The following is a 26685-nucleotide window of genomic DNA, read 5'->3' on the forward strand; positions in this document are numbered from 1 at the left end:
CGACACCTCTAGGGATATCGTTTCAATGCGCTGGTTGCTTGTCCTGTTCTGCTTGTCGTTCGCTACGGTGTCCCAGGCTTCTGCGGTGGGAACCTACAACGGCAAGACCATCGAAAAAGTGCTGGTGCTCAAGTCCGCCCATCAATTGCAATTGATCAACGACGGCAAACCACTGAAGACTTATCGCATTTCATTGGGCAAGGGCGCCAAAAAAGGCCCCAAGCTCATTGAGGGCGACAAGCGCACCCCTGAAGGTTTCTACTGGCTGGACTGGCGCAAGACCAGTGACCGCTTCTACCTGTCGATGCACATTTCCTACCCCAACATCAGCGACGCCGCCCGCGCCCGCCGCGAAGGCGTGGAGCCAGGGGGCATGATCATGATCCATGGCACGCCTGATTCGGAAGAAAACCCTGAGCAGTTGTTCCACACCCTGGACTGGACCGATGGCTGCATTGCCATGCGCAACGTGGACATGCGCGAAGTCTGGAACCTGGTGCCGGATGGGACGATGATCGAGATTCGTCCGTAGCCCCTCTGTGGCGAGGGAGCTTGCTCCCACTGGGCTGCTGTGTAGGAGCTGTCGAGTGCAACGAGGCTGCGATCTTTCCCCAGACACTTGAATCTCAAACGAAAGATCAAAATCAAAAAATCGTCCGAACGCGGCCCGAGCCTTCGGCAGCTCCTACGAACCCAGCGGGAGCAAGCTCCCTCGCCACAGGGTTTGATGTCGACTGGCATATTTGTGAACGACACAAATCCACTGTGGGAGCGAGCCTGCTCGCGATGAGGCCGGCCTTACTGCATCAGGCCCGAAGCTCAACCCGGTCCAAAGCCTTGTTCGCCAACAAAGCCCCCAACTCAATCATCTGCGCCACCCCCAACGCCACATGCCGCCGCGAGCCTTCCAGGCCGAAGGCAAGGTCGCTGAGCATTGCGTTGGCTGAAGCAAGGGTTTCGCTGAGGTTGGCCAACAGCGCTTCGGTATCGACGCTGTCCACCACAGTGAACAACTGCGCCGGTGGTTTGGCTTCTGAAGCGCTGTCTTCAGGCTTGAGGTAATGGTCCATTGCGCGGTCAGCCGCTTCTTTCAGTCTTTCGGGAGCGTAATCGCCGTAGGGGAAGGTGGATGCGGGTTTGGGAATGTCAGAATTTTTCAATGGAAGCTCCTTTTATCTAATGGAGCCCAGGACAAAACGTCCAGGCCTATTGCCCTGTGATTTTTCGGACGGTCAAACCCGGTCGCTGAATTGGCAGCGACACCCAAAGGCTAGAGCCCCCACTTCCGAGGGACAACCCTAAAAACATGTCGGAAACTTCGGTGCGTCTGACAGACCGCAAATCTCTGTGGCGAGGGAGCTTGCTCCCGCTGGGCTGCGCAGCAGACCCAAAGCAGTCAACTCAATTTGCCTGACACACCGGGTTGTCAGGTTTTGGGGCCGCTTCGCGCCCCAGCGGGAGCAAGCTCCCTCGCCACGACAGCTCGTTAGCCTTAACAGGCTCGAACGACCGCCCGTCAGCATCGAAAAATAAAATCAAAAAATCGCAACGTCAGAAATTGCCTACAGATGAATACCAGTTCACCCAGCGGTCGTTGTCGCAGGCTGCGATCTTTGCTTTCGAACCTCCGCCCTCTAATACCACTTCAATCCCACCCCACCAAAACTCTCCAATAACCCCTCTAAACCCAGGGCAAGTGGCGTTGACATGGTATTCAAGTGGTATTAGCTTCCACCCCACTTACCGAGCGACAAACAACTCAACAACCGCATCGGACACCGATATGAACGACATCCTGGCCCTGCGCCCCGACGACACCCAGCCCACGCCGCTGTACCTGCAGCTGGCACGTAACCTGGAGACGGCGATTCATGCCGGCCAGTGGAAAGCCGAGCAGGCGATGCCGTCCGAGCGCAGCTTGAGCGAGCAACTGGGCATTTCCCGGGTCACCGCGCGCAAGGCCTTGGAGGTGCTGTTCGAACAAGGCCTGATCCGCCGTAACCAGGGTTCGGGCACGTTCATCACCCCGCGCCTGGAACAACCGCTGTCACGCCTCAGCGGCTTCAGCGAGATGCTCCGACTCAAGGGGTTTGTGCCCGGTTCCCAATGGCTGGAACGGGACATCACCCCGCCGACCCACGAAGAATTGATCCGCCTGGGCCTGTCGCCCACCGACAAGGTCGCGCGGCTCAAGCGCCTGCGCAAAGCCGATGACACGGTCATGGCCATCGAGATGAGCACCCTGCCCGCCTCCATCATTCCCAAGCCACAAGCGGTCGGCGATTCGCTCTACGCATTTCTCGACAGCATCGGCAAGCCGGTGGTGCGCGCCCTGCAACACATCCAGGCGATCAACGCCTCGGACGAGTTCGCCGCCCTGGTGGGCATTGCCCCCGGCACCGCGATGTTGCTGATGACCCGGGTCGGCTACCTGGAAGACAACACCCCCATCGAAGTCACCGACACCTATTGCCGCAATGACTACTACGACTTTGTCGCAGAACTGCGGCGCTAGACGATCAGAGAGTCCCCATGTCCGAAGACAACATCCTCACCGCCAATGGCTGGGTTCGCGGTCGCCTGATCCATGCGCACGGCAAAGTCGTGTCCATCGAAGGCCAGCCCTGTGATCCGGCCAGCAATGACCTGCCCTACCTGCTGCCCGGTTTCATCGACCTGCACGTCCACGGCGGTGGTGGCAAGGACATCATGCAAGGCGCCTCGGCGTTCGAAACCATCACCCGCACCCATGTGCGTTTCGGCACGACCACGCTGCTGGCCACGACCATGACCGCGCCCAGCGAAGAGATCGCCAGCGTGCTCAAGGCCCTCGGCGAGTTCTGTGAACAGCGCCCAAATGGCAGCGCCCGGGTCTTGGGCGTGCATTTGGAAGGTCCTTACATCAATCCCGGCAAACTCGGCGCGCAACCGAATTTCGCCCACACCGCACTGCTGGCCGAGGTGGAGAGCTACCTGGCCCTGGCGCCGATCCGGGTGATTACCATCGCCCCGGAAATCGCCGGTCACGATGCCTTGATCCGCGCCCTCAGCGCCCGAGGCGTGCGTATGCAGATCGGCCATACCCTGGGCAGTTACGAAGAAGGCGTCGCAGCGTTGGCCGCCGGAGCCAGCAGTTTCACGCATTTGTATAACGCCATGAGCCCGCTGCATCACCGCGAGCCGGGCATCGTCGGCGCGGCGCTGGCCCACGCCCAGTACGCCGAACTGATCCCGGACTTGCTCCACGTGCACCCCGGCGCCATGCGCGTGGCCCTGCGGACGATCCCGTGCCTGTACTGCGTCACCGACTCCACCGCCGCCGCCGGCATGCCCGACGGTGAATACAAGCTGGGCAGCCACACCGTGACCAAGTGCCTGGGTGGCGTGCGCCTGGCCGATGGCACCCTGGCCGGCAGCACCCTGACCATGGACCAGGCCCTGCGCAACCTGGTGAAAATCGGCTTGCCCCTGGCCGAAGCCTCCCAGCGCCTGTCGCAATTTCCCGCCGATTACCTCGGCCTGCCCGAGCGCGGCCGCTTGCATCCCGGCGCCTGGGCCGACTGCGTGCGCCTTGACCGTTCCCTGACCCTGACCGACGTGATGGTCGAAGGAGAAGCCATTGACTTCAAAAATGCTTGAGGAGGCCCTCGCCTCGTGGGAAGCCGTCGAACGCCAGTTACAGCAACTGGACCCGACCCTTGAGGAAGTCGCCGGACGCCTGCGCCGTCAGCCACCGCAAGTGGCGATGACCGTCGCCCGCGGCAGTTCCGACCACGCCGCCAGCTACTTCGCCTACCTGACCATGCAACAACTGGGCATCCCGGTGGCCTCGTTGCCGATGTCGGTGGTGACCATGCAACAGGCACCGCTGAAGGTCAGCGGCCAGGTGGCGTTCGGGTTTTCCCAGTCGGGACAGAGCCCGGACCTGGTGAACAGCCTGCGCCTGTTGCGCAAGCGCGGCGCCTTGAGCGTGGCCCTGGTCAACGCCAGCGATTCGCCTCTGGAAGCGGCGTGTGAATTCAGCGTGCCGCTGTGTGCCGGCGTCGAGAGCAGCGTTGCCGCGACCAAGAGCTTCATCGCCACCCTCAGCGCCAGCGCGCGGCTGGTGGCGCACTGGAGGGACGACGCCCAGTTGCTGGAAGCCGGCAGCGCCCTGCCCGAAGGTTTGCGCAAGGCCGCCCGCCAGGATTGGCACGCCGCCGTCGAGGCCCTGCGCGACTGCCAGCGGCTGATGGTGATCGGCCGTGGTGCCGGGTTCGCCATCGCCCAGGAAGCGGCACTCAAATTCAAGGAAACCTCGGCAATCCAGGCAGAAGCCTTCAGCAGCGCCGAGGTTCGTCATGGGCCGATGGCGCTGATCGATGAACACTACCCGCTGCTGGTATTCGCCCCGCGCGGTGCCGAGCAGGCTGGCGTGTTGAGCCTGGCCGCGGACATGCGCCAGCGCGGTGCCCGAGTCCTGCTGGCGGCGCCGGATGACATCGCCGAACGCGACCTGACGCTGACCCGCGCCGAACACCCGTCCCTCGACCCGATCCTGGCGATCCAGAGCTTTTATGGGATGGCCGCGAGCCTGGCCGTGGCCCGAGGTTTAGACCCGGACCAACCCCGGTATCTGAGCAAGGTCACCCGTACGCACTGAACCGACGGTTTTCTTTTATAGAGAGTCTGATGAGAGCGCCCCATGCCCAACAATAATAAAGAGCTGACCCTCAGCGCCCCGCTCAGCGGCCCGGTGCTCACCCTCGCCAATGTCCCGGACGCGGTGTTCGCCAGCGGCGCCATGGGCGACGGGATCGCCATCGACCCGCTGAACGACACCCTCTACGCGCCTTGCGACGGCGAAGTGATTCACGTCGCCCGCACCGGCCACGCCGTGACCCTACGGGCGGACAACGGCGCCGAACTGCTGCTGCATCTGGGCCTGGACACGGTCGAGCTGCAGGGCGACGGGTTTTCCATGCTGGTCAAGGAAGGCGCGCGGGTCAGCAATGGCCAGCCGCTACTGCGGTATGACGTGGATAAAGTGGCCCTGCGCTGCAAGAGCCTGGTCAGCCTATTGGTCATTACCAATGGCGAACACTTCCAGGCGCGGCCCATCACCCTCAAAGGAGTGAAGGTCGGCGAGCCGCTGCTGCATATTCTCGCCAAGGCTCCCGGCGAAACTCAAGACGATGACCAGGCCACCGGCAGCGAAGTCTTCGGTCAGATCCGCATCGCCCATCGCGGCGGTCTGCACGCCCGGCCGGCGGCGCTGATTCGCCAGACCGCCCAGGGTTTCAAGAGCCGTTCGCACCTGCATTTCCAAGGCAAGTCGGCGTCCTGCGACAGCGTGATGGGGATGATGGGCCTGGCCATTACCGAACAGGCGCAAGTGCATGTCAGTTGCCGGGGCAGCGATGCCGAGGCGGCGCTGCGAGCCTTGCTGGCGACTTTATCCACAGCCCTGGCGGAAGAAGCCCATGCCGAGGCGCCGGCCATCAAACCGCAACGCGGTATTGCCGAAGCCGGTGTGCTCCAGGGCGTGTGTGCCGCCCCCGGCCTGGTGACCGGGCCGCTGGTTCGGCTCGATGGCATTCAATTGCCCCAGGACGCTGGCGGCCATGACGCCGAAGAGCAGCGACAACGCCTGGACAGTGCCTTGTCCCAGGTCAGTGGCGAAATCCACCTCACCCTGGAAAACGCCAAGGCCCGACGCCACCGCGACGAAGAAGCGATCTTCAGCGCTCATCTGGCACTGCTGGAAGATCCAGTGTTGCTGGATGCCGCCCACCTTTTTATCGAACAAGGCAGTGCCGCGACCCACGCCTGGAACCGCTCCATCGAGGCGCAATGCCAGGTGCTGCAACAGCTGGGCAGCACGCTGCTGGCCGAGCGCGCCAACGATTTGCGCGACCTGCGCCAACGGGTCCTGCGGGTGTTGCTGGGTGAGGCCTGGCAATTCGACGTCGCGGCGGGCGCCATCGTCGCCGCCCAGGAACTGACCCCGTCGGATCTGCTGCAACTCAGCGCCCAAGGCGTGGCCGGGGTGTGCATGGCCGAGGGCGGCGCAACCTCTCACGTGGCGATCCTGGCCCGAGGCAAAGGCCTGCCGTGCCTGGTAGCGCTGGGTGATGCGCTGCTTGCCCAGGCGCCGGGGCAAATGGTGGTGCTGGACGCCGATGGTGGCCGCCTCGAACTCACGCCCACGGCCGAGCGCCTGGCCCAGGTGCATCAGGAACAAGCCCGACAAACCAGCCGACGCGCCGAGCAACAAACCCTCGCCCACACACCGGCCCGCACCCTCGATGACGTAGCCGTGGAAGTGGCGGCCAACGTCGCCTCCTGCGGCGAAGCAGCCCAGGCCTTGGCGAACGGTGCCGACGGCGTTGGTTTGCTGCGCACCGAATTTCTGTTCGTCGACCGCCACACCGCACCCGACGAAGAGGAACAACGCCAGGCCTATCAAGCCGTGCTCCACACCATGGGCGACAAGCCGGTGATCATCCGCACCATCGACGTGGGCGGCGATAAGCAGCTCGATTACCTGCCGCTGCCGACCGAGGCCAACCCGGTGCTGGGCCTGCGCGGCATTCGCCTGGCCCAGGTACGGCCGCAACTGCTGGATCAGCAACTGCGGGCCTTGCTGCAAACCCGTCCGTTGAGCCGCTGCCGGATCCTGTTGCCCATGGTCACCGAGGTCGACGAGCTGCTGCACATCCGCCAACGCCTTGATGCCATCGGCGCCGAACTGGGCCTGAGCGAGCGCCCGCAATTGGGGGTGATGATCGAAGTGCCGGCCGCCGCGTTGCTGGCCGAACAACTGGCTGAGTACGCGGACTTTCTGTCCATCGGCACCAACGACCTGTCGCAATACACCCTGGCCATGGACCGCGACCACGCCGGCCTCGCCGCCCGGGTCGATGCCCTGCACCCGGCGCTGCTGCGGCTGATCGCCCAGACCTGCGCCGGCGCAGCGAAGCATGGCCGTTGGGTCGGCGTGTGCGGCGCCCTGGCCTCCGATCCGCTGGCGACGCCGGTGCTGATCGGGCTGGGGGTCCGCGAACTGTCGGTCAGCCCGCCGCAAATCGGCGCAATCAAGGACCGCGTGCGTCACCTCGACGCCGCCCAGTGCGCCCGCCTCAGCGCCGAATTGCTGAACCTGGGCAGTGCCGCCGCCGTGCGCCAGGCCTGTCATCAACACTGGCCCCTGGGCTGAGCCACGTCGAAGAACAATAAAGGGAGAGACGCCATGTACCAGCATTTCATCGAAGGGCTGCAACGCCTCGGCCGGGCATTGATGCTGCCCATCGCGATCCTGCCCATCGCCGGCTTGCTGCTGCGCCTGGGCGACACCGATCTATTGAACATCGCCATCATCCACGATGCCGGCCAGGCGATTTTTGCCAACCTGCCGATGATCTTCGCCATCGGCATCGCCGTGGGCTTCGCCCGGGACAACAACGGTACGGCGGGGTTGGCCGGGGCCATCGGCTATCTGGTGATGATCGCCACCTTGAAGGTGCTCGATGCCAGCATCAACATGGGCATGCTCGCCGGGATCATCAGTGGCCTGTTGGCCGGCGCGCTGTACAACCGTTTCAAAGACATCAAGCTGCCCGAATACCTGGCGTTCTTTGGCGGACGGCGCTTCGTGCCGATTGTCACCGGCTTCAGCGCCGTGGGCCTGGGGGTGGTGTTCGGCCTGATCTGGCCGCCGATCCAGCAAGGCATCAACAGTTTCGGTGCCTTGCTGATGGAAAGTGGCAGTCTCGGTGCTTTCGTATTCGGCGTGTTCAACCGGCTGCTGATCGTCACCGGCCTGCATCACATCCTCAATAATATGGCCTGGTTCATCTTCGGCAGCTTCACCGATCCGCAAACCGGCGCGGTGGTCACTGGCGACCTGACCCGCTACTTTGCCGGCGACCCGAACGGCGGCCAGTTCATGACCGGCATGTTCCCGGTGATGCTCTTCGGCCTGCCCGCCGCGTGCCTGGCGATGTACCGTAATGCCCTGCCCCAGCGGCGCAAAGTCATGGGCGGGATTCTGCTATCCATGGCCCTGACCTCGTTCCTCACAGGGGTCACCGAGCCGGTGGAATTCGCCTTCATGTTCCTCGCGCCGCTGCTGTTCCTGTTGCATGCCTTGCTCACCGGGCTGTCGATGGCGATCACCGATTGGCTGAACATCCGCCTGGGCTTTACCTTCTCCGGCGGCTTCATCGACATGGTGCTCGGCTGGGGCAAGTCGAATAACGGCTGGCTGGTGGTGCCGGTCGGGCTGGTCTATGCGGTGATCTATTACACGGTGTTCGACTTCTGCATCCGCCGCTTCGACCTGAAGACCCCAGGGCGTGAAGAAGTGCCAGCGGGCGACAAACCGGTCATCGCCCAGAACCAACGGGCCGAAGCCTATATCGAAGCACTCGGCGGCGCCGATAACCTGATCACCGTCGGCGCCTGCACCACGCGCCTGCGGTTGGACATGGTGGATCGCAACAAGGCGTCCGATACGCAGCTCAAGGCCCTGGGCGCCATGGCCGTGGTGCGTCCCGGCAATGGCGGAAGTTTGCAGGTGGTGGTGGGCCCGATGGCCGACAGCATCGCCGATGAAATCCGCCTGGCCCTGCCCTCCTCCGACCGCCCTGCCGCTGCGCCCGTGGCCACGGTGGTTGAACCGGTCACAGCGACCAGCGTGTCCGGGACCGAAGCGCAACAGTGGCTGGATGCGCTGGGGGGCGGTGGCAATGTGTTGCAGCTCGATTGCGTGGCGATGAGCCGGTTGCGCGTGCGCCTGGCCGATGGCAAAGGGTTGTCGGAAAGCGGACTCAGGGCGCTGGGGTGCCAGGGGGTCAGTTCATTGGAGGGGGGTGTCTGGCACCTGTTGCTAGGGGAGAAAGCGCCGGGGTTGTGGCAGGCGTTGGAGCGGATGGTGCTGAGCCGTCAGGCGGATGTAAAAGCCTAGCCCCAATCTCTGTGGCGAGGGGATTTATCCCCGCTGGGCTGCGCAGCAGCCCTAAAACCCGGCGCTTCGGTGTGTCAGATAAATTGAGTCTGTCTGCTTGGGGGCTGCTGCGCAGCCCAGCGGGGATAAATCCCCTCGCCACAGGAGTTTTGTATATATAGGGAATAGGCTTTATCCCCGCCCAATAAAAAACCCGCTGATTCAATCAGCGGGTTTTTCATTTCAGCGGCAAGAGGATCAAAAATCCTCCAACCGCCACACTTCATACGCCGGCGTTTCGTAGGGATGGCTCTGTTTCAGCGCGTCCACCACTCCACGAATCAACTCATCGGCAACAACAAGCTCCACTTTCCATTCCTCGACCTGCTCGACCTGCCCCGCCTCGCCAATGAACGGCTGGCTGCCGTCCAAGGGGCGAAACTGGCCCAGGCCCAGCACTTGCCAGGCACAGTGGTCATAGGCGCCGATTCGTCCGCCACCAGCGGCGAATACGGCGTTTTTGACCTCGTCCACATGGCTGGCCGGGACGAAGAAACAGAGCTTGTACACGGCCTTAGTTCACCCAGACGCGTGCGTTGCGGAACATGCGCATCCATGGCGCGTCTTCGTTCCAGTCGTCCGAACGCCACGAGTTCTGCACCGCGCGGAATACGCGTTCCGGGTGCGGCATCATGATCGTGACGCGGCCGTCGCGGCTGGTCAGGCCGGTGATCCCGCGCGGCGAGCCGTTCGGGTTGGCCGGGTAGGTTTCGGTGACCTTGCCGTGGTTGTCGACGAACCGCAGCGACACGCAACCGGACAGATCGGCTTCGAGCAATGCTTCTTCGCTTTCGAATTCGGCATGGCCTTCGCCGTGGGCGATGGCGATCGGCATGCGCGAACCGGCCATGCCCTGCAGGAAAATCGAGTTCGACTCCTGCACCTGGACCATCGCCACGCGCGCTTCGAACTGCTCGGAACGGTTACGCACGAAGTGCGGCCAGAACTCGCTGCCCGGGATCAGTTCATGCAGGTTGGACATCATCTGGCAACCGTTGCACACGCCGAGGGTGAAACTGTCGGTGCGTTCGAAGAAGCCCTGGAACGCGTCGCGGGCGCGGCTGTTGAACAGTGCCGACTTGGCCCAGCCTTCACCGGCCCCCAGCACGTCGCCGTAGGAGAAACCGCCACAGGCGACCATGCCCTTGAAGTCGTTCAGGTCGACACGGCCGGCCAGGATGTCGCTCATGTGCACGTCGATTGCGTTGAAGCCGGCACGGTCGAACGCCGCCGCCATTTCCACCTGGCCGTTGACGCCCTGCTCACGCAGTACCGCCACTTGTGGGCGAATGCCTTTTTTGATGTAAGGCGCGGCCACGTCGTGGTTGACGTCGTAGCTGAGCTTGGCGCTCAGGCCCGGGTTATCTTCTTCCAGCAGTGCGTCGAATTCCTGCTCGGCGCAGTCGGCGTTGTCGCGCAGGCGCTGGATCTGGTAGCTGGTTTCCGCCCACTGGCGCTGCAACAGGCGACGCTGGCCCTCAAAGACCGTGTCACCGTTGAAGGTGATGTTGATGTGGGCATTGTTGATCGGCTGGCCGATCACCGAGACGCAGTCGGCCAGGCCGGCTGCGCTGAACTGGGCGAGGATGTCCGGGGTGGCATCCTGGCGAACCTGGATCACCGCACCCAGTTCTTCGTTGAACAGGATGGCCGGGATTTCAGCCGTGGACTCGGCAACGCTGTCGAGGGTCAGGCTCAGGCCGCAATGGCCGGCGAAAGCCATTTCCACCACGGTGGTCAGCAAACCGCCGTCGGAACGGTCATGGTAGGCCAGCAGGTGACCGTCAGCGTTGAGGCCCTGGATCACGGCGAAGAACGCTTTCAGGTCCTCGGCATCATCGACGTCTGGCGCTTGCGAGCCGAGCTTGCCATGCACCTGGGCGAGGATCGAGGCGCCCATGCGGTTCTGGCCACGGCCCAGGTCGATCAGGATCAGATCGGTGGTGCCCTTGTCCATGCGCAGTTGCGGGGTCAGGGTCTGGCGGATGTCGGTAACTGGAGCAAAACCGGTCACGATCAGCGACAGCGGCGAGGTCACGCTCTTGTCCACGCCTTCGTCGTTCCAGCGCGTGGCCATGGACATGGAGTCCTTGCCCACCGGAATGGTGATGCCCAGCTCCGGGCACAGCTCCATGCCGACGGCCTTGACGGTGTCGTACAGGCGGGCGTCTTCACCCGGGTGACCGGCGGCGGACATCCAGTTGGCCGACAGCTTGATGTCGGAGATCTTGCCGATGCGCGAGGCCGCGATGTTGGTCAGGGTCTCGCCAATCGCCATGCGGCCCGACGCCGGAGCGTCCAGCAGCGCCAGCGGCGTGCGCTCACCCATGGCCATGGCTTCGCCGGTGTAGACGTCGAAGCTGGTGGCGGTCACGGCCACGTCAGCCACCGGCACCTGCCACGGGCCGACCATCTGATCACGGGCCACGAGGCCGGTGATGGTGCGGTCGCCGATGGTGATCAGGAAGCTTTTGCTCGCCACGGCCGGGTGATGCAGGACGCGCGCGATGGAGTCGGCGATGTCCAGGGTGGACGGATCGAAGTCATCGCCCAGCTCGGCTTCACGAACCGCCGAACGGTGCATGCGCGGGGCCTTGCCCAGCAGCACTTCCAGTGGCATGTCCACCGGGCTGTTGCCGAAGTGACTGTCGGTAACGGTCAGTTGCGGCTCGGCGGTGGCTTCGCCGACCACGGCGAACGGGCAGCGCTCGCGTTCGCAAATGGCCTGGAAACGCTCGAAGTCGGCCGGGCCGACCGCCAGGACGTAACGCTCCTGGGATTCGTTGCTCCAGATTTCGTGCGGGGCCATGCCCGGCTCGTCGTTCGGAATGTTGCGCAGTTCGAAGCGGCCACCACGGCCACCGTCGTTGACCAGTTCCGGGAAAGCGTTGGACAGGCCGCCCGCGCCGACGTCATGGATGAAGCTGATGGGGTTGTGTTCACCCAACTGCCAGCAACGGTCGATGACTTCCTGGCAACGGCGTTCCATTTCCGGGTTTTCCCGCTGGACCGAGGCGAAGTCCAGGTCCGCCGAACTGGTGCCGGTGGCCATGGAGGAAGCCGCGCCGCCACCCAGACCGATCAGCATGGCTGGGCCGCCGAGGACGATCAGCTTGGAACCAACCAGGATTTCGCCTTTCTGCACGTGTTCGGCGCGGATGTTGCCCATGCCGCCGGCAAGCATGATCGGCTTGTGGTAGCCGCGCACTTCTTCACCGCGAGGGGTGGTGATGGATTGCTCGAAGGTACGGAAGTAACCGGTCAGGGCCGGACGGCCGAATTCGTTGTTGAACGCTGCGCCCCCAAGAGGACCTTCGATCATGATATCCAGGGCGTTGACGATGCGCTCGGGCTTGCCATACGGCTTTTCCCACGGCTGTTCGAAGCCCGGGATCTGCAGGTTCGACACGGTGAAACCGGTCAGGCCGGCTTTGGGCTTGGCGCCGCGACCGGTGGCGCCTTCGTCGCGAATCTCGCCACCGGAACCGGTGGACGCGCCCGGGAACGGGGCAATGGCGGTCGGGTGGTTGTGGGTCTCGACCTTCATCAGGATGTGCACCGGCTCCTGGACCGCACCATACTGGCGGGTCTCAGGGTTCGGGTAGAAGCGCCCGGCGACGTTGCCGACGATCACCGCGGCGTTGTCCTTGTAGGCCGACAGCACACCTTCGTTGTGCATCTGATAGGTGTTCTTGATCATGCCGAACAGGCTTTTTTCCTGGCTCTGGCCGTCAATGTCCCAACTGGCGTTGAAGATCTTGTGCCGGCAGTGCTCGGAGTTGGCCTGGGCGAACATCATCAGTTCGATGTCGTGGGGGTTGCGCTTCATGCCTTGGAAGGCGTTGACCAGGTAGTCGATCTCGTCTTCGGCCAGGGCCAGACCCAGTTCGGCGTTGGCTTTTTCCAGTGCGGCACGGCCGCCGCCCAGCACATCGATGGCGGTCAGCGGTTTGGGCTCGGCATGGCTGAACAGGCCCGCGGCCTGCTCCAGGTTGCCCAGGACGATCTGGGTCATGCGGTCATGCAGGCCCTCGCCGATCAGTTGGGCCTCGGCCTCGCTGAACTCACCGGCAACATAAAAGGCAATGCCGCGCTCCAGGCGCTGGATTTTCGCCAGGCCGCAGTTGCGGGCGATGTCGCTGGCCTTGCTCGACCATGGCGAAATGGTGCCGAACCGTGGCAGCACCAGAAACAGACGACCGGTCGGCTCCTGGACGGGAACACTGGGACCGTACTTCAGAAGGCGCGCGAGCACCTGCTGTTCGTCGCCGGTCAAACCGCCGGTGACTTCGGCGAAGTGAGCGAATTCAGCATACAAGCCACTGACAGCCGGGACCTTCTGGCTCAGTTGCTCAAGGAGTTTGCTGTGGCGAAAGGCAGAAAGGGCAGGAGCGCCGCGCAGGATCAACATCTTCGGGACAGCCTCGGGAAGGGGGTGTGCTTTGAGGCCGTGCATTCTAGCCTAAACCGCTGGCGACGGCACCCGAAACGGCACGTACGATGCTGGCCGAATGTCGGTCTTTACTGGAACAGCTCTCCCGGCCCCCGTTTGCACGGTCGTACCGAGATATTTTTCATCGAGGCAAAACACGCTACACCCCGGCCCGCTTGTATTGCGGACATGTTTTGCAACCGCTAGCAGACTGGCCTTCTGCTGTCGAGATATGGCGGTCGGGGCCGTTTGCGTATACTGCGCAGATGTTTTCCCCAACGGCTTTGCGTCCGCGATACGCCAAGTGGCTGATCGCAACCGGACTCTTCCTGGTGCTCAGTGGTTGTGTTGAGAAACCCAACACACTGGAGCGCGTGAAGGAGGATGGCGTGCTGCGGGTGGTTACCCGAAACAGCCCTGCCACCTACTTCCAGGATCGCAACGGTGAAACCGGCTTCGAATACGAGCTGGTGAAGCGTTTCGCCGACGATTTGGGGGTGGAGCTGAAAATCGAGACCGCCGACAACCTCGATGACCTTTTCACCCAGTTGGGCAAGCCCAACGGCCCGGTATTGGCCGCCGCCGGCCTGGTCAGCAGCGAAAAACGCAAGAGCCAGGTGCGGTTTTCCCACTCTTACCTCGAAGTCACCCCACAAATCATCTACCGCAACGGCCAGTCGCGCCCCACCGACCCGGCTGCCCTGGCGGGCAAGAAGATCATGGTGCTCAAGGGCAGCACCCACGCCGAACAATTGGCGCAGTTGAAACAGAAATACCCCGGCATCGAATACGAAGAATCCGACGCGGTAGAAGTCGTCGACCTGCTGCGCATGGTGGATGAAGGCCAGATCGACCTGACGCTGGTGGACTCCAACGAAGTGGCAATGAACCAGGTGTACTTCCCCAACGTGCGGGTCGCTTTCGACCTGGGCGATGCCAGCGACCAGAGCTGGGCCGTGGCCCCCGGCGAAGACAACAGCCTGCTCAACGAAATCAACGCCTACCTGGACAAAGTGCAGAAGAATGGCACCCTGCAACGCCTGAAGGACCGCTACTACGGGCACGTTGATGTTCTGGGTTATGTCGGCGCCTACACCTTCGCCCAGCATTTGCAGCAGCGTCTGCCCAAGTACGAGAAGCATTTCAAGAGTTACGCCAAGGCTGAAAAAGTCGACTGGCGCCTGTTGGCGGCCATCGGTTACCAGGAATCACTGTGGCAGCCGACGGTCACGTCCAAGACCGGTGTGCGCGGCCTGATGATGCTGACCCAGAACACCGCTCAGGCCATGGGTGTATCCAATCGCCTGGACCCCAAGCAGAGCATCATGGGTGGCGCCAAGTACCTGGCGTATATAAAGGAACAACTGGACGAGAGCATCGAGGAGCCGGACCGCACCTGGTTCGCCCTCGCCGCCTATAACGTGGGTGGCGGTCACCTGGATGACGCTCGCAAACTGGCGGCCAAGGAAGGGTTGAATCCGAACAAGTGGCTGGATGTGAAGAAGATCCTGCCGCGCCTTTCCCAGAAGAAGTGGTACAGCAAAACCCGCTACGGCTACGCCCGGGGCGGTGAACCGGTGCATTTCGTAGCAAACATCCGTCGCTACTACGACATCCTGACCTGGGTCACACAGCCACAGCTCGAAGGCGACCAAGTGGCCGAGGGCAACCTGCACGTGCCGGGTGTCGACAAGAGCAAACCGAATCCGGAAACCCCGCCGCTCTGACGCCAGAAACAATCCCGCACTGCTCACCCCTGTAGGAGCTGCCGAGTGGAACGAGGCTGCGATCTTTCGATGGTCAATCGGGTCTAGAACGAAAGAACAAGATCAAAAGATCGCAGGCTTCGCCAGCTCCTACAAGGTCCAGTTTCGCTGAATCTCCTTGCCACCATTGGAATTTGTAGCGGCTCAGGGTTTGGTGGCGGCCAGGATCAGCGCTTTCATTTCAGCAACCGCCGACTTGAACCCGACAAACAGCGCATGGGCCACCAGTGCATGGCCGATGTTCAGTTCGTTGATGCCCTTGATCGCCGCGACGGCTTCGACGTTGTGGTAATGCAAGCCATGGCCGGCGTTGACGATCAGGCCCTGGGCCAGGCCGAAGGCGACGCCATCGGCCACTCGCTGCAACTCATCGGCCACGTCCGTGGGCGTTTGCGCATCGGCATAACGGCCGGTGTGCAATTCGATGGCCGGCGCGCCAACACGTTTGGAGGCCTCGATCTGCCGTTCGTCGGCGTCAATGAACAGTGACACTTCAGCACCGATCTTCGACAGCCGCTCCACCGCCAGGCTGATCCGCGCTTCCTGCCCCGCCACGTCCAAACCGCCTTCGGTGGTCAATTCCTGACGCGTCTCGGGCACCAGGCAAATGTGCGCCGGGCGAATGTGCTCAGCGAACGCCATCATTTCTTCGGTCACGCCCATTTCGAAGTTCATGCGGGTTTGCAGCACATCCTTGAGCAGCAGTACGTCGCGCTCCTGGATGTGGCGACGGTCTTCACGCAAATGCACGGTGATGCCATCGGCGCCCGCCTCTTCGGCGTCCAGTGCGGCCTTGACCGGATCCGGGTAGCGCGTACCGCGGGCCTGGCGCAGGGTGGCAACATGGTCGATGTTCACGCCGAGAAGAATGCGATTGCTGGTGCTCACGAAAAGACTCCTGAATGGACAAATAGTCGGCCCACAGCATACGGGTTGATCAAGGCTTGCGAAACAGCTCGCGACTGACCAGCGGCCGACCGCCCAAATGAACCGCCAAAGCCTGGCGCATCAGACGCTTGGCCGCCGAGAGCGCGCCCGGCGCGCTCCAGTCGGCCTCGGCCATGGCCAGAAGTTCGGTGCCATTGAATAACCCGGGTTGCAGCAGGTAGACCTGTTCCAGACCTGCATCCACCTGCAGGCGATACAGACCATCCGCAGCGATGGGCTCGCCATGCAGGTCGGTGTTCAGGGCGAAGCCGTAGCCCAGATCGTCCAGTAGCCGCCATTCGAAGGAACGCAACAGCGGTTCCAGAGGACGACCTTCGGCCAGGGCCAATAGCGTGGCGGCATAGTGATCGAACACTGCGGGATGGGGGTCTTCGGCGGGCAGCAAGCGGATCAGCAGCTCATTGAGATACAGGCCGCTGAACAACGCCTCGCCATTAAGCCAGGCCGCCACACCGTTGCTTTCCATGCGCCCGACGTTCTTGAGCTCGCCCCGCCCCCGGAATTCGACCTCCAGCGGCACGAACGGCCGGGCCAGCGTCCCGGCCTTGCCCCGGGCCCCACGCAACACCGCCCGCAACCGCCCCTGGGGCGTGAGGAAGTCCACCAGGGCGCTGCTTTCGCGGTAGGCACGCGAGTGCAGGACGTAGGCGGGTTGGGCGGTGGGTTGGGCGGGGGACATGGAAATCGCAATTCTCAATGAGTAAACGCAGTTTTACTGACGACCACAAACCACTGTGGGAGCGAGCCTGCTCGCGATGAGGGACTGATATTCAACAGAGATGTTGACTGGCAGACCGCTATCGCGAGCAGGCTCGCTCCCACAATGGAGTTCATGCACTCAAGTAAAGGGTTACAGGTCGCCGTAACCCAACGACCGCAGCGCCCGCTCATCGTCGGACCAACCGCCCTTCACCTTGACCCACAGGTTGAGCATGATCTTGGAGTCGAACAGCAGCTCCATGTCTTTGCGCGCCTCGGTGCCGATGCGCTTGATACGCTCGCCCTTGTCGCCAATGATGATTTTTTTCTGGCCGTCGCGTTCGACGAGGATCAGTGCATGGATGTGCAGGGTCTTGCCCTGTTGCTTGAACTCTTCGATTTCCACGGTGATCTGGTACGGCAGCTCAGCGCCCAGTTGGCGCATGATTTTCTCACGCACCAGTTCGGCGGCCAGGAAGCGGCTGCTGCGGTCGGTGATCTGGTCTTCGGGGAAGAAGTGATCGTTTTCCGGCAGGTGCTCGGCGATCACCCGCTCCAGCGCATCGAGATTGTGACCGTGCTGGGCGGAGATGGGCATGATCTGAGCGTTGGGCAGTTGCTCCTGCAACCAGCTCAGGTGCGGCATCAGCTCAGCCTTGTCTTCGATGCGGTCGGTCTTGTTCAGTGCCACGATCAGCGGACCGGTCACGTACTGGACACGTTCGAGAACCATCTGGTCTTCTTCGGTCCACTTGGTGCGATCGACCACGAAGATCACCACGTCGACGTCTTTCAACGCCGCCGAAGCGGTCTTGTTCATGTAGCGGTTCAGCGCTTTTTCGCCGCCCTTGTGCATGCCGGGAGTATCGACGTAGATCGCCTGGACGGCGCCTTCGGTCTTGATACCCAGCATGTTGTGGCGGGTGGTCTGGGGCTTGCGCGAAGTGATCGCCAGCTTCTGGCCCAGGATGTGATTGAGCAGCGTGGACTTGCCCACGTTCGGCCGACCGACAATGGCGACATAGCCGCAGCGGGTGACGGTTGTATCAGTCATTGCCATTCTCCACGCCCAGGGCAATCAGTGCTGCGGCGGCCGCTACCTGTTCGGCAATACGACGACTCACACCCTGACCCCGGCTTTTTTCATTCAATAAGACCACTTCGCATTCGACGAAGAAGGTTCGGCAATGCGGCTCGCCCTGGATATCCACCACTTCGTAACGCGGCAACTCGCAACTGCGCGACTGCAGGAATTCCTGCAAACGGGTTTTCGGGTCCTTGTTGGTGTCCACCAGCGTCAGGCTGTCGATCTCGGAGGTCAGCCAGGCCAGCACGCGCTCGCGCGCCATTTCCATGCCGGCGTCCAGGTAGATAGCGCCGATCAGCGCTTCCAGGGCATCGGCCAGAATCGACTCACGACGGAAACCGCCGCTCTTCAATTCACCGGAGCCCAGGCGCAGGTACTCACCCAGGTCGAAACCGCGGGCCAGCACGGCCAGGGTCTCACCTTTGACCAGGCGCGCGCGCAAACGCGACAACTGGCCTTCCCGAGCCAGCGGGAAGCGTTCGAACAACGCCTCGCCCGCCACGAAGTTGAGGATGGCATCACCCAGGAATTCCAGGCGTTCGTTGTTGCGCCCGGCAAAACTGCGGTGAGTGAGCGCCAGAAGCATCAGCTCCTGATCCTTGAAAGTGTAGCCGAGCTGACGCTCGAGACGGCTTAGAGAAACGCTCACGGTTTACCCACGCTGAGTTCGTGGCTGGATTCCACCACCACGGCCGCGAAGCGCCGTTGGCTTGGGACAATTAACGCTGTGTTCAAAAATGACGTCCTGACTATCGTTGGCTTCATGCCTTCGGGCAACCTTGTACAGGCTCCAGAAATGCATTCGGCGCTGTGTTCAACAGCGCCGTGTGTGATTACTTGATCAGGCCAACCCGCGAGAAATTCGGCAGGTGACTGAGTTTGGGTTCCGGCCAGCTCATCCAGACCGCAAAGGCCTTGCCGACGATATTACGGTCGGGGACCATGCCCAGCATGTCCTTGGGAATGCTCGGATCATCCCAGTACCGGCTGTCGTTGGAGTTGTCGCGGTTGTCGCCCATCATGAAATAGTGCCCGGCCGGCACCGTCCACGAACGGTCCGGCGCGGCGCGGTAGCGGCTCATTTCCTTGCGGATCAGGTGTTCGGCCTCGCCGAGTTTTTCCTGGTAGAGCTCAGCGCTGCCCAGCGTGCCCGGCTCGGAGCCGATCAATTGCTCGGCCACCGGCTCGCCGTTGACGAACAGGCGCTTGTCGGCGCTGTAGCGAATCTTGTCTCCCGGCAAGCCGACCACACGCTTGATGTAGTTGACGCTCGGATCGCTTGGAAAGCGGAACACCATGACATCGCCGCGTTGCGGGTCACCGATTTCGATGACCTTCTTGTCGATCACCGGCAAGCGGATCCCGTAGGAGAACTTGTTCACCAGGATGAAATCGCCCACATCCAGGGTCGGTTTCATCGAGCCGGACGGGATCTGGAACGGTTCCACCAGAAACGAGCGCAGCACCAGTACGATGAACAACACCGGAAAGAACGACTTGCCGTATTCGACCAGCAGCGGTTCCTTGTTGAGTTTTTCGACCACAACCCCATCAGGCTGGCTGACGCTGCCCTGATAGGAGGCGATGGCAGCCCGGCGCCGCGGCGCCAGGAACAACAGATCAAGCAACGCCAACAGGCCGCAGACGAACACGGCGATAACCAGCAACAGCGGGAAATTTAGCGACATAGGACCTAACTATCCAACCTGAGCACCGCAAGGAAGGCTTCCTGTGGAATTTCCACGTTACCGACCTGCTTCATGCGTTTTTTACCGGCCTTCTGCTTTTCCAACAGCTTGCGCTTACGGCTGACGTCGCCGCCATAGCATTTGGCCAATACGTTCTTTCTGAGCGCCTTGACGGTTGTACGCGCCACAATCTGCCCACCAATGGCGGCCTGGATTGCCACATCGAACATCTGCCGCGGAATCAGTTCCTTCATCTTCTCGGTCAATGCACGACCTTTGTAGTGCGCGTTGTCACGGTGCACGATCAATGCCAGGGCATCGACTTTCTCACCGTTGATCAGCACATCCAGCTTCACCAGATTAGCCGATTGGTAACGATCGAAATGATAGTCCAGCGAAGCATAGCCGCGACTGGTGGATTTCAGGCGATCGAAGAAGTCCAGCACCACTTCGTTCATCGGCAGGTCGTAGGTCACCTGGACCTGGGTACCGAGGAACAGCATGTCGTGCTGCACGCCACGCTTTTCGATGCACAGGGTAATGACGTTGCCCAGATGCTCCTGCGGCACAAGGATGTTGGCCCGCACGATCGGCTCGCGCATATCCTCGATGGCCGACAGGTCCGGCAACTTGGACGGGTTGTCTACGTAGATGGTTTCGCCGTTCTTGAGCAGCAGCTCGAAAATCACCGTCGGCGCCGTGGTGATCAGGTCCAGGTCGTACTCGCGCTCCAGGCGCTCCTGGATGATCTCCATGTGCAGCATGCCCAGGAACCCGCAACGGAAGCCGAAGCCCAGCGCATCGGAGCTTTCCGGCGTGTATTGCAGGGATGAGTCGTTCAGGGTCAGCTTTTGCAGGGCTTCGCGGAAATCCTCGAAGTCGTCGGAGCTGACCGGGAACAGGCCGGCGTAGACCTGGGGCTGGATACGCTTGAAGCCGGGCAGCACATCGACGTCGGGGGTGGAGCTCAAGGTCAGGGTGTCACCGACCGGCGCACCGTGAATGTCCTTGATGCCGGCGATGATGAAACCCACTTCACCGGCCTTCAGGTCGACGGTGGCGGTGTGTTTCGGGTTGAATACACCGACGCTGTCCACCAGGTGGATCTTGCCGGTGGATTTGACCAGGATCTTGTCACCCTTCTTGACGCGGCCGTGGCGCACGCGAACCAGGGAGACAACGCCCAAGTAGTTGTCGAACCAGGAATCGATGATCAACGCTTGCAGCGGATCTTCGATGTTGCCGGTCGGCGCGGGAATGGTGGTCACCAGGCGCTCGAGCACTTCGTCCACGCCCAGGCCGGTCTTGGCGCTGCAAGTGACCGCGTCGGTGGCATCGATGCCGATGATTTTCTCGATTTCTTCCTTCACGCGGTCCGGATCGGCCTGGGGCAGGTCGATCTTGTTCAGCACCGGCATGACTTCCAGACCCTGCTCGATGGCCGTGTAGCAGTTGGCAACCGACTGTGCCTCGACGCCCTGGCCGGCATCGACCACCAGCAATGCACCTTCACAGGCCGCCAGCGACCGGCTGACTTCATAGGTGAAGTCGACGTGGCCCGGGGTATCGATGAAGTTCAGCTGATAGGTAATGCCGTCGCGGGCCTTGTAGTAGAGCGTAACGCTGTGGGCCTTGATGGTGATCCCGCGCTCACGCTCCAGATCCATGGAATCCAGGACCTGGGCTTCCATTTCACGCTCGGCCAGGCCGCCGCACATCTGGATGAAGCGATCAGCCAGCGTCGACTTGCCATGGTCAATGTGGGCGATGATGGAGAAATTGCGGATATGACTCAAATCACTCACGGATCAACACTCAAAAAGGCTGCAGGCATGGCCCGCCGAAAAATAGCCGGGAATTGTACCTGATACAGACGCCATTGTGGCGAGGGGATTTATCCCCGCGGGGCTGCGAAGCAGCCCTCCACCTCTCAGCCATGGTGATGCGCCAGAGAGGATGCTGGGGACTGCTGCGCAGTCCAACGGGGATAAATCCCCTCGCCACAGAAGCCTGCTCGCCACGAGAATTGAGGTCAACCCGCCCGGCGCAGCAGCCAGAACCCGGCCAACGCACAGACACCGGCCGGTACCAGCACCGCAAACAGCGGCGAGAAACCGAATACCAGGCTGGACGGCCCCAGCAAGTCCTGGGCAATACGGAAGGTAAAGCCCACCAGCACGCCGGTAAACACTCGCTGACCAAGGGTCACCGAACGCAGCGGGCCGAAGATGAAGGAAATGGCCATCAGCACCAGGGCTGCGGTGACCAGCGGCTGCAACACCTTGACCCAAAAAGCCAACCAGTAGCGGCCGTTGTTCAAGCCCTGATCCGCCAGATAGTGGATATACCCCCACAAGCCGGTAATCGACAGGGAATCCGGCGCCATCACCACGGTGCTCAGCAACTGCGGGCTCAGCGCCACGTCCCAGCGCTCTTGCGGGGCGGCGACCACCTCGGTGCGTTTGTCATGGAACAAGGTGGTGGTGACATCACTCAGCTGCCAGTGATCTTCAACAAACCTGGCGCGCTTGGCGAAGCTCGACGACAGCATGTGCCGCTGGTCGTCGAAGCGGTAACGGGTCACGCCGTACAGGACACCGTTGGGCTGGACCGAGTTGATGTGGATGAACTCGTCGCCCTGGCGGTGCCACAGGCCGTGCTTGGCGCTTTGTGCGTCGCCGCCACCCTGGGCCAGGGAACGATTGGCCTGGGCGGTGTTTTCAGTGGCCGGGGCAACGTATTCGCCGACCAGCAAACCCACCAGCATCAGTACCAGCATCGGTTTCATCACAGCCCAGACGATCCGACCAACGGAAACACCGGCGGCGCGCATGATGGTCAGCTCGCTGTTACTCGCCAGGCTGCCCAGGCCGATCAGGCAACCGATCAGCGCTGCCATCGGCAACATGTCGTAGAGCCGCCGCGGGGCGGTCAGCAGCACGTAGCTCAGCACGTCCATCAAGGTATAGGTGTCGCTGACGTCACCCATTTCATCGATGAAGGCGAACAGGGTCGCCAGGCCAAGAATGATCCCCAGCACCGCGAGAATCGCCATGAACACACTGCTGCCGATGTACCGATCGAGTTTAACCACGGGCCACCTCCAGCGCGCTGCGACGACTGGCCAGCTTCAGGCGTAGTGGCTCCCAGTAAAGCAACCCAAGGCCAATCGCCAGGAAGATCGAATGCACCCACCAAAGGCCCAGCGCGGGCGGGATCTTGCCTTTCTCCAGCGCGCTACGGGCGGAAATCAGGATGGTCAGGTAAGCCATATACAGAAGAATCGCCGGTAGCAGCTTGAGGAAACGACCCTGGCGCGGATTGACTCGCGCCAGCGGGACCGCCATAAGGGTCACGATGAATACCAGCAGCGGCAGCGAAAGGCGCCATTGCAATTCAGTGCGCGCCCGGATGTCGTCGTTGCCCAGCAAACTTGCGGTGGGCATGGCATCGCGGTCGGTGACTTCGTCGCTGACCTCGGGCTTGGGCAGCAACACGCCATAGGTGTCGTACTTGATGGCCCGGTAATCGGCTTGCCCCGGCTTGCCGTCGTAGCGATAGCCGTTTTCCAGGATCAGGTAGCGGTTGCCGTCGGGGTTGATTTCCTGACGCCCCTTCTCAGCCACCAGCACGGAAATACCGCGGTCTTTCTTGGTGTCGGAAGACACGTTCTTTTGCGTAATGAAGACGCCGCCCAGGTCGACCCGGTCTTCCGAGAGTTCTTCGGTATAGGTGACGCGAGTCCCGTCGCGCAGAGCCTGGAAGCGCCCGGGCACCAGGGTATCGAACTCGGTCAGGGCGTCCTGCTGGTTGATCAGCATCTGGAACTGGTTGGCTCCCTGGGGCGCCAGGCTAAGGCTCAGCCAGGCCACCACCAGCGCCACCAGAGTGGCCGGGAAGAGGGTCATGCGAAACAGGCGTTGCTGGCTCATGCCGGTGGCCGACAGCACGGTCATTTCGCTGTCCAGGTACAAGCGACCATAGGCCAGCAGAATGCCCAGGAACAACCCCAGCGGCAGGATCAGTTGCAAAAAGCCCGGCAGGCGGAACCCCATGATCAGGAACAGCGAGCCCGGATCCAGCGCGCCGGAAGCCGCCTGGGCGAGGTACTTGATGAAACGCCCGCTCATGATGATGACCAGCAGCACGGCGCTCACGGCGCTCAGGGTCAGCAGGACTTCGCGGGATAGATAACGAAAGACGATCAAACCAGACACTCCAAGGTTGTCAGGCTAAGGCGGCCAAACAAGCAAACGTATCGAGCCGGCCCACCAAGGCGAACCGCCGAAAAAAGAGCCGCATTATCCTGTGATTGGGGGCGCCTGTCACTGCGCACGCTTTAAACCGGTGCTTAAAGCCGCAAAGTTAGCGTTGCCGAGGGTTGTCAGGCCCCGGCGCCGGGGTTCAAACTGCGGCCTTTGTCGCCGGCACGCACCGGCGCTTCTCTTATATAGAAGAAGCTCGCTCAGCGCGCCATTGTGTCGGCGCCTGGCATCTTGACCATTCATTCAGGGATCCGCACATGGAACTGGTTGTAAAAAGCGTCAGCCCAGAAACGTTGAAAACCGCCACGCTGGTGGTTGCCGTCGGTGAAGGCCGCAAGCTCGGCGTCGTCGCCACCCAACTCGACGCCCTGTGCGGCGGCTCCATCAGCGCCGTGCTCAAGCGCGGCGACCTGGCTGGCAAAGTCGGCCAGAGCCTGTTGCTGCACAACCTGCCCAATCTCAAGGCCGAGCGCGTGCTGCTGGTGGGCGTGGGCAAGGACGCCGAGCTGGGCGACCGTCCGTTCCGTAAAATCATCGCCGGCGTGCTGGGCACCCTCAAGGCTCTGGGTGGCGCTGATGCCGTCCTGGCGCTGGACGAGTTGGTGGTCAAGGGTCGCGACAGCTACGGCAAAAACCGCCTGCTGGCTGAAACCCTGGTGGACGGCGAATACCAGTTCGACCAGTTCAAGAGCCAGAAAGCCGAACCTCGCGCCCTGAAAAAAATCACCCTGCTGACCATCAAGGCCGCCCAGGCTGAAGTCCAGCGCGCCGTCACCCACGCCACGGCGATTGCCAATGGCATGGCCTTCACCCGCGACCTGGGCAACCTGCCACCGAACATCTGCCACCCGACATTCATGGGTGAACAGGCCAAGGCGTTGGGCAAGGAATTCAAGGGCCTTAAAGTCGAAGTCTTCGACGAGAAGAAAATCAAAGACCTGGGCATGGGCTCGTTCTACTCCGTCGGCCAGGGCAGCGCACAGCCGCCACGCCTGATCGTCATGCAATACAACGGTGGCAAGAAGTCCGAGAAGCCGTACGCACTGGTCGGCAAGGGCATCACCTTCGACACCGGCGGCATCAGCCTCAAGCCGGGCGCCGGCATGGATGAAATGAAGTACGACATGGGCGGCGCCGCGAGCGTGTTCGGCACCCTGCGCGCCGTGCTCGAACTGCAATTGCCGATCAACCTGGTGTGCATCCTGGCCTGCGCCGAGAACATGCCCAGCGGCACCGCCTCACGGCCGGGCGACATCGTCACCACCATGAGCGGCCAGACCGTGGAAATCCTCAACACCGACGCCGAAGGCCGCCTGGTGCTGTGTGACGCCCTCACCTACTCCGAGCGCTTCAAGCCGCAAGCGGTGATCGACATCGCCACCCTGACCGGCGCCTGCGTCGTCGCCCTCGGCGCCCACACCTCGGGCCTGCTGGGCAACAACGACGAACTGATCGGCCAACTGCTCAGCGCCGGCCAGCAAGCCGACGACCGCGCCTGGCAGTTACCACTGTTCGACGAATACCAGGAGCAACTGGACAGCCCATTCGCCGACATCGCCAACATCGGCGGCCCCAAAGCCGGGACGATCACGGCGGCGTGCTTCCTGTCGCGCTTCACCAAGAACCTGAACTGGGCGCACCTGGACATCGCCGGCACAGCCTGGACCAGCGGCGGCAAGGACAAGGGCGCCACCGGCCGCCCGGTTCCCCTGCTGACCCAGTACCTGCTGGACCGCGCCAAGGCCTGACACCGATGACCGGCGTTGACGTCGCCTTCGGGCGGCGCCAATGGCGGCTCAGGAACTGCAATGACCAAAGTCGATTTCTACATCCTGCCCAGCGCCGATCCGTCGGCGCGGCTGGATTTCGCCTGCAAGCTCACCGAAAAGGCCTGGCGCATGGGCCACCGCATCTACCTGCATTGCAGCGATGCCGCCCAGCGCGATGACCTCGATGCACGCCTGTGGGCCTTCAAGGGCGAAAGCTTCGTGCCCCATGGCCCGGCCGAAAACGAACCCGAAGGATTGATCGTGCTCGGGCTGGGGGATGACTGCGGTCAGCACCAGGACTTGCTGGTCAACCTTGACCTGAAAGTGCCACCTTTTGCCCAGCGCTTCGCCCGCGTGGCGGAAGTGGTGGTGGAAGACCCGGGCATCCGGCAAGCCGCGCGGGAGAGTTTCCGTTTCTACCGCGAACAGGGCTATCCTCTGCAAGACCACCGTTTACAGCGACTCTGAGCCCACGATGGACACTCCAAAACCGCCACAAAAGCCCACGCATCTGCTGGACGACCTCGAGTCGATCCGCCAACTGCTCGGCGACGACAACCTGCAACCACCGCTGTTGACCGATACGGTGGAGCACGAGCCCGAGCATGACGAGCAGATTCCACTGCTGTTCGAGCCGATCAATGGCCAGCCCGAACCCAAGCCAGCGCCCAAGACCGAGGCCAAAGGCCCCGATGCCCTGCTGCACCTGGAAAGCGAACTGCGCGCCGCCGCGCAATTGATCATGCAAGACGTCATCGACGACTTCGCTCCGCACATCGAGACCGAGATCAAGCGCCGGCTGGATGCGCGGATGGAACGGTTGCTGAGTCAGTACGAATAAAAGCACTCCCCCGCTTTTGTGGCGAGGGAGCTTGCTCCCGCTCGGCTGCGAAGCAGCCGTAACACTGGCGAGCTGCCCCCATCTCACTCCTTGACACTTTGGGGGCCGCTCCGCGCCCCAGCGGGAGCAAGCTCCCTCGCCACAGGATTTGTTGCGCCTGTTAATACGCGCTCACTGCGTACTGGCTCGCCCTGCGTCCTTCGC

Annotated in this window: 21 protein-coding genes; 10 read left to right on the forward strand and 11 right to left on the reverse strand. The window is 62.3% G+C overall.

Annotated features, from left to right (window positions below; genetic code table 11):
- The first annotated feature begins 25 nt into the window (after nucleotides 1-25).
- Complete coding sequence (locus BMY45_RS01440) at nucleotides 26-532, forward strand: L,D-transpeptidase family protein (RefSeq protein ID WP_092393596.1); 507 nt, start codon at nucleotides 26-28, stop codon at nucleotides 530-532.
- 274 nt (nucleotides 533-806) lie between these two features.
- Here BMY45_RS01440 and BMY45_RS01445 read toward each other — a convergent pair whose 3' ends face one another.
- On the reverse strand, nucleotides 807-1160 hold the full coding sequence (locus BMY45_RS01445; RefSeq protein ID WP_092393599.1) for a DUF6124 family protein: 354 nt from the start codon (nucleotides 1158-1160) through the stop codon (nucleotides 807-809).
- 623 nt (nucleotides 1161-1783) lie between these two features.
- Here BMY45_RS01445 and BMY45_RS01450 point away from each other — a divergent pair.
- Genes BMY45_RS01450 through nagE form a run of 5 tightly spaced genes read left to right on the forward strand, consistent with a single transcriptional unit; the run spans nucleotide 1784 to nucleotide 8947 of the window.
- Entirely contained in the window at nucleotides 1784-2515 is a 732-nt protein-coding gene (locus BMY45_RS01450) for a GntR family transcriptional regulator (RefSeq protein ID WP_092393602.1), read from the forward strand.
- Between the two features lie 17 nt (nucleotides 2516-2532).
- Nucleotides 2533-3639, forward strand: a complete 1107-nt coding sequence (nagA, locus tag BMY45_RS01455) for an N-acetylglucosamine-6-phosphate deacetylase (protein ID WP_092393605.1) — start codon at nucleotides 2533-2535, stop codon at nucleotides 3637-3639.
- Nucleotides 3620-4642: an SIS domain-containing protein gene (locus BMY45_RS01460; protein WP_092393608.1), complete on the forward strand. Its 1023-nt coding sequence runs from the start codon at nucleotides 3620-3622 to the stop codon at nucleotides 4640-4642. The genes nagA and BMY45_RS01460 overlap by 20 nt, the downstream gene beginning before the upstream one ends.
- Before the next feature lie 42 nt (nucleotides 4643-4684).
- Nucleotides 4685-7198, forward strand: a complete 2514-nt coding sequence (ptsP, locus tag BMY45_RS01465; RefSeq protein ID WP_092393610.1) for a phosphoenolpyruvate--protein phosphotransferase — start codon at nucleotides 4685-4687, stop codon at nucleotides 7196-7198.
- Nucleotides 7199-7231: 33 nt separating this feature from the next.
- Nucleotides 7232-8947, forward strand: coding sequence for an N-acetylglucosamine-specific PTS transporter subunit IIBC (gene nagE / locus BMY45_RS01470; RefSeq protein WP_092393612.1), 1716 nt, complete (start codon nucleotides 7232-7234; stop codon nucleotides 8945-8947).
- A 237-nt stretch (nucleotides 8948-9184) separates the two neighbouring features.
- Here the strand turns inward: nagE and BMY45_RS01475 are convergent, their stop codons facing one another.
- Together BMY45_RS01475 and purL are read right to left on the reverse strand one after the other, a co-directional pair.
- Nucleotides 9185-9496: a YqfO family protein gene (locus tag BMY45_RS01475; RefSeq protein ID WP_092393615.1), complete on the reverse strand. Its 312-nt coding sequence runs from the start codon at nucleotides 9494-9496 to the stop codon at nucleotides 9185-9187.
- 4 nt (nucleotides 9497-9500) lie between these two features.
- Nucleotides 9501-13397 (reverse strand): phosphoribosylformylglycinamidine synthase, encoded by a 3897-nt coding sequence (gene purL / locus BMY45_RS01480; RefSeq protein ID WP_092393618.1) that lies wholly within the window; start codon nucleotides 13395-13397, stop codon nucleotides 9501-9503.
- A gap of 287 nt (nucleotides 13398-13684) precedes the next feature.
- Here purL and mltF point away from each other — a divergent pair, with 287 nt between their 5' ends.
- Entirely contained in the window at nucleotides 13685-15145 is a 1461-nt protein-coding gene (gene mltF, locus BMY45_RS01485) for a membrane-bound lytic murein transglycosylase MltF (protein WP_092393621.1), read from the forward strand.
- A gap of 183 nt (nucleotides 15146-15328) precedes the next feature.
- On the opposite strand, the gene pdxJ is transcribed toward mltF, so the two are convergent.
- From pdxJ to lptF, 8 genes are all read right to left on the reverse strand, one after another.
- Complete coding sequence (gene pdxJ / locus BMY45_RS01490) at nucleotides 15329-16072, reverse strand: pyridoxine 5'-phosphate synthase (RefSeq protein WP_092393624.1); 744 nt, start codon at nucleotides 16070-16072, stop codon at nucleotides 15329-15331.
- A 49-nt stretch (nucleotides 16073-16121) separates the two neighbouring features.
- The gene (gene recO / locus BMY45_RS01495; RefSeq protein ID WP_092393627.1) at nucleotides 16122-16811 is read right to left on the reverse strand and encodes a DNA repair protein RecO; all 690 of its coding nucleotides are present in this window, start codon (nucleotides 16809-16811) and stop codon (nucleotides 16122-16124) included.
- Between the two features lie 171 nt (nucleotides 16812-16982).
- Nucleotides 16983-17885: a GTPase Era gene (era, locus tag BMY45_RS01500; RefSeq protein ID WP_047228883.1), complete on the reverse strand. Its 903-nt coding sequence runs from the start codon at nucleotides 17883-17885 to the stop codon at nucleotides 16983-16985.
- Nucleotides 17878-18567 carry a ribonuclease III gene (gene rnc, locus BMY45_RS01505; protein WP_047228882.1) on the reverse strand — a complete coding sequence of 230 codons (690 nt, stop codon included), beginning with the start codon at nucleotides 18565-18567 and terminating at the stop codon, nucleotides 17878-17880. The genes era and rnc overlap by 8 nt, the downstream gene beginning before the upstream one ends.
- 184 nt (nucleotides 18568-18751) lie before the next feature.
- On the reverse strand, nucleotides 18752-19606 hold the full coding sequence (gene lepB / locus BMY45_RS01510; RefSeq protein WP_092393630.1) for a signal peptidase I: 855 nt from the start codon (nucleotides 19604-19606) through the stop codon (nucleotides 18752-18754).
- A gap of 5 nt (nucleotides 19607-19611) precedes the next feature.
- Nucleotides 19612-21411 (reverse strand): translation elongation factor 4, encoded by a 1800-nt coding sequence (lepA, locus tag BMY45_RS01515; RefSeq protein ID WP_047228880.1) that lies wholly within the window; start codon nucleotides 21409-21411, stop codon nucleotides 19612-19614.
- Between the two features lie 227 nt (nucleotides 21412-21638).
- A complete protein-coding gene (gene lptG, locus BMY45_RS01520; RefSeq protein ID WP_092393633.1) occupies nucleotides 21639-22700 on the reverse strand; it encodes an LPS export ABC transporter permease LptG in 1062 nt (353 codons plus the stop codon).
- Entirely contained in the window at nucleotides 22693-23814 is a 1122-nt protein-coding gene (gene lptF, locus BMY45_RS01525) for an LPS export ABC transporter permease LptF (protein WP_092393636.1), read from the reverse strand. The genes lptG and lptF overlap by 8 nt, the downstream gene beginning before the upstream one ends.
- A 314-nt stretch (nucleotides 23815-24128) precedes the next feature.
- Between lptF and BMY45_RS01530 the strand changes: the two genes are divergently transcribed.
- Genes BMY45_RS01530 through BMY45_RS01540 form a run of 3 tightly spaced genes read left to right on the forward strand, consistent with a single transcriptional unit; the run spans nucleotide 24129 to nucleotide 26481 of the window.
- Nucleotides 24129-25619, forward strand: coding sequence for a leucyl aminopeptidase (locus BMY45_RS01530; RefSeq protein ID WP_092393639.1), 1491 nt, complete (start codon nucleotides 24129-24131; stop codon nucleotides 25617-25619).
- A gap of 60 nt (nucleotides 25620-25679) precedes the next feature.
- Nucleotides 25680-26108, forward strand: a complete 429-nt coding sequence (locus BMY45_RS01535) for a DNA polymerase III subunit chi (RefSeq protein ID WP_047228876.1) — start codon at nucleotides 25680-25682, stop codon at nucleotides 26106-26108.
- 7 nt (nucleotides 26109-26115) lie between these two features.
- Nucleotides 26116-26481, forward strand: a complete 366-nt coding sequence (locus BMY45_RS01540) for a DNA polymerase III subunit chi (RefSeq protein ID WP_092393642.1) — start codon at nucleotides 26116-26118, stop codon at nucleotides 26479-26481.
- The last annotated feature ends 204 nt before the right edge of the window (nucleotides 26482-26685 follow it).

The sequence above is a fragment of the Pseudomonas sp. NFACC39-1 genome (assembly GCF_900110355.1).
Taxonomy (GTDB): Bacteria; Pseudomonadota; Gammaproteobacteria; order Pseudomonadales; family Pseudomonadaceae; genus Aquipseudomonas; species Aquipseudomonas tehranensis.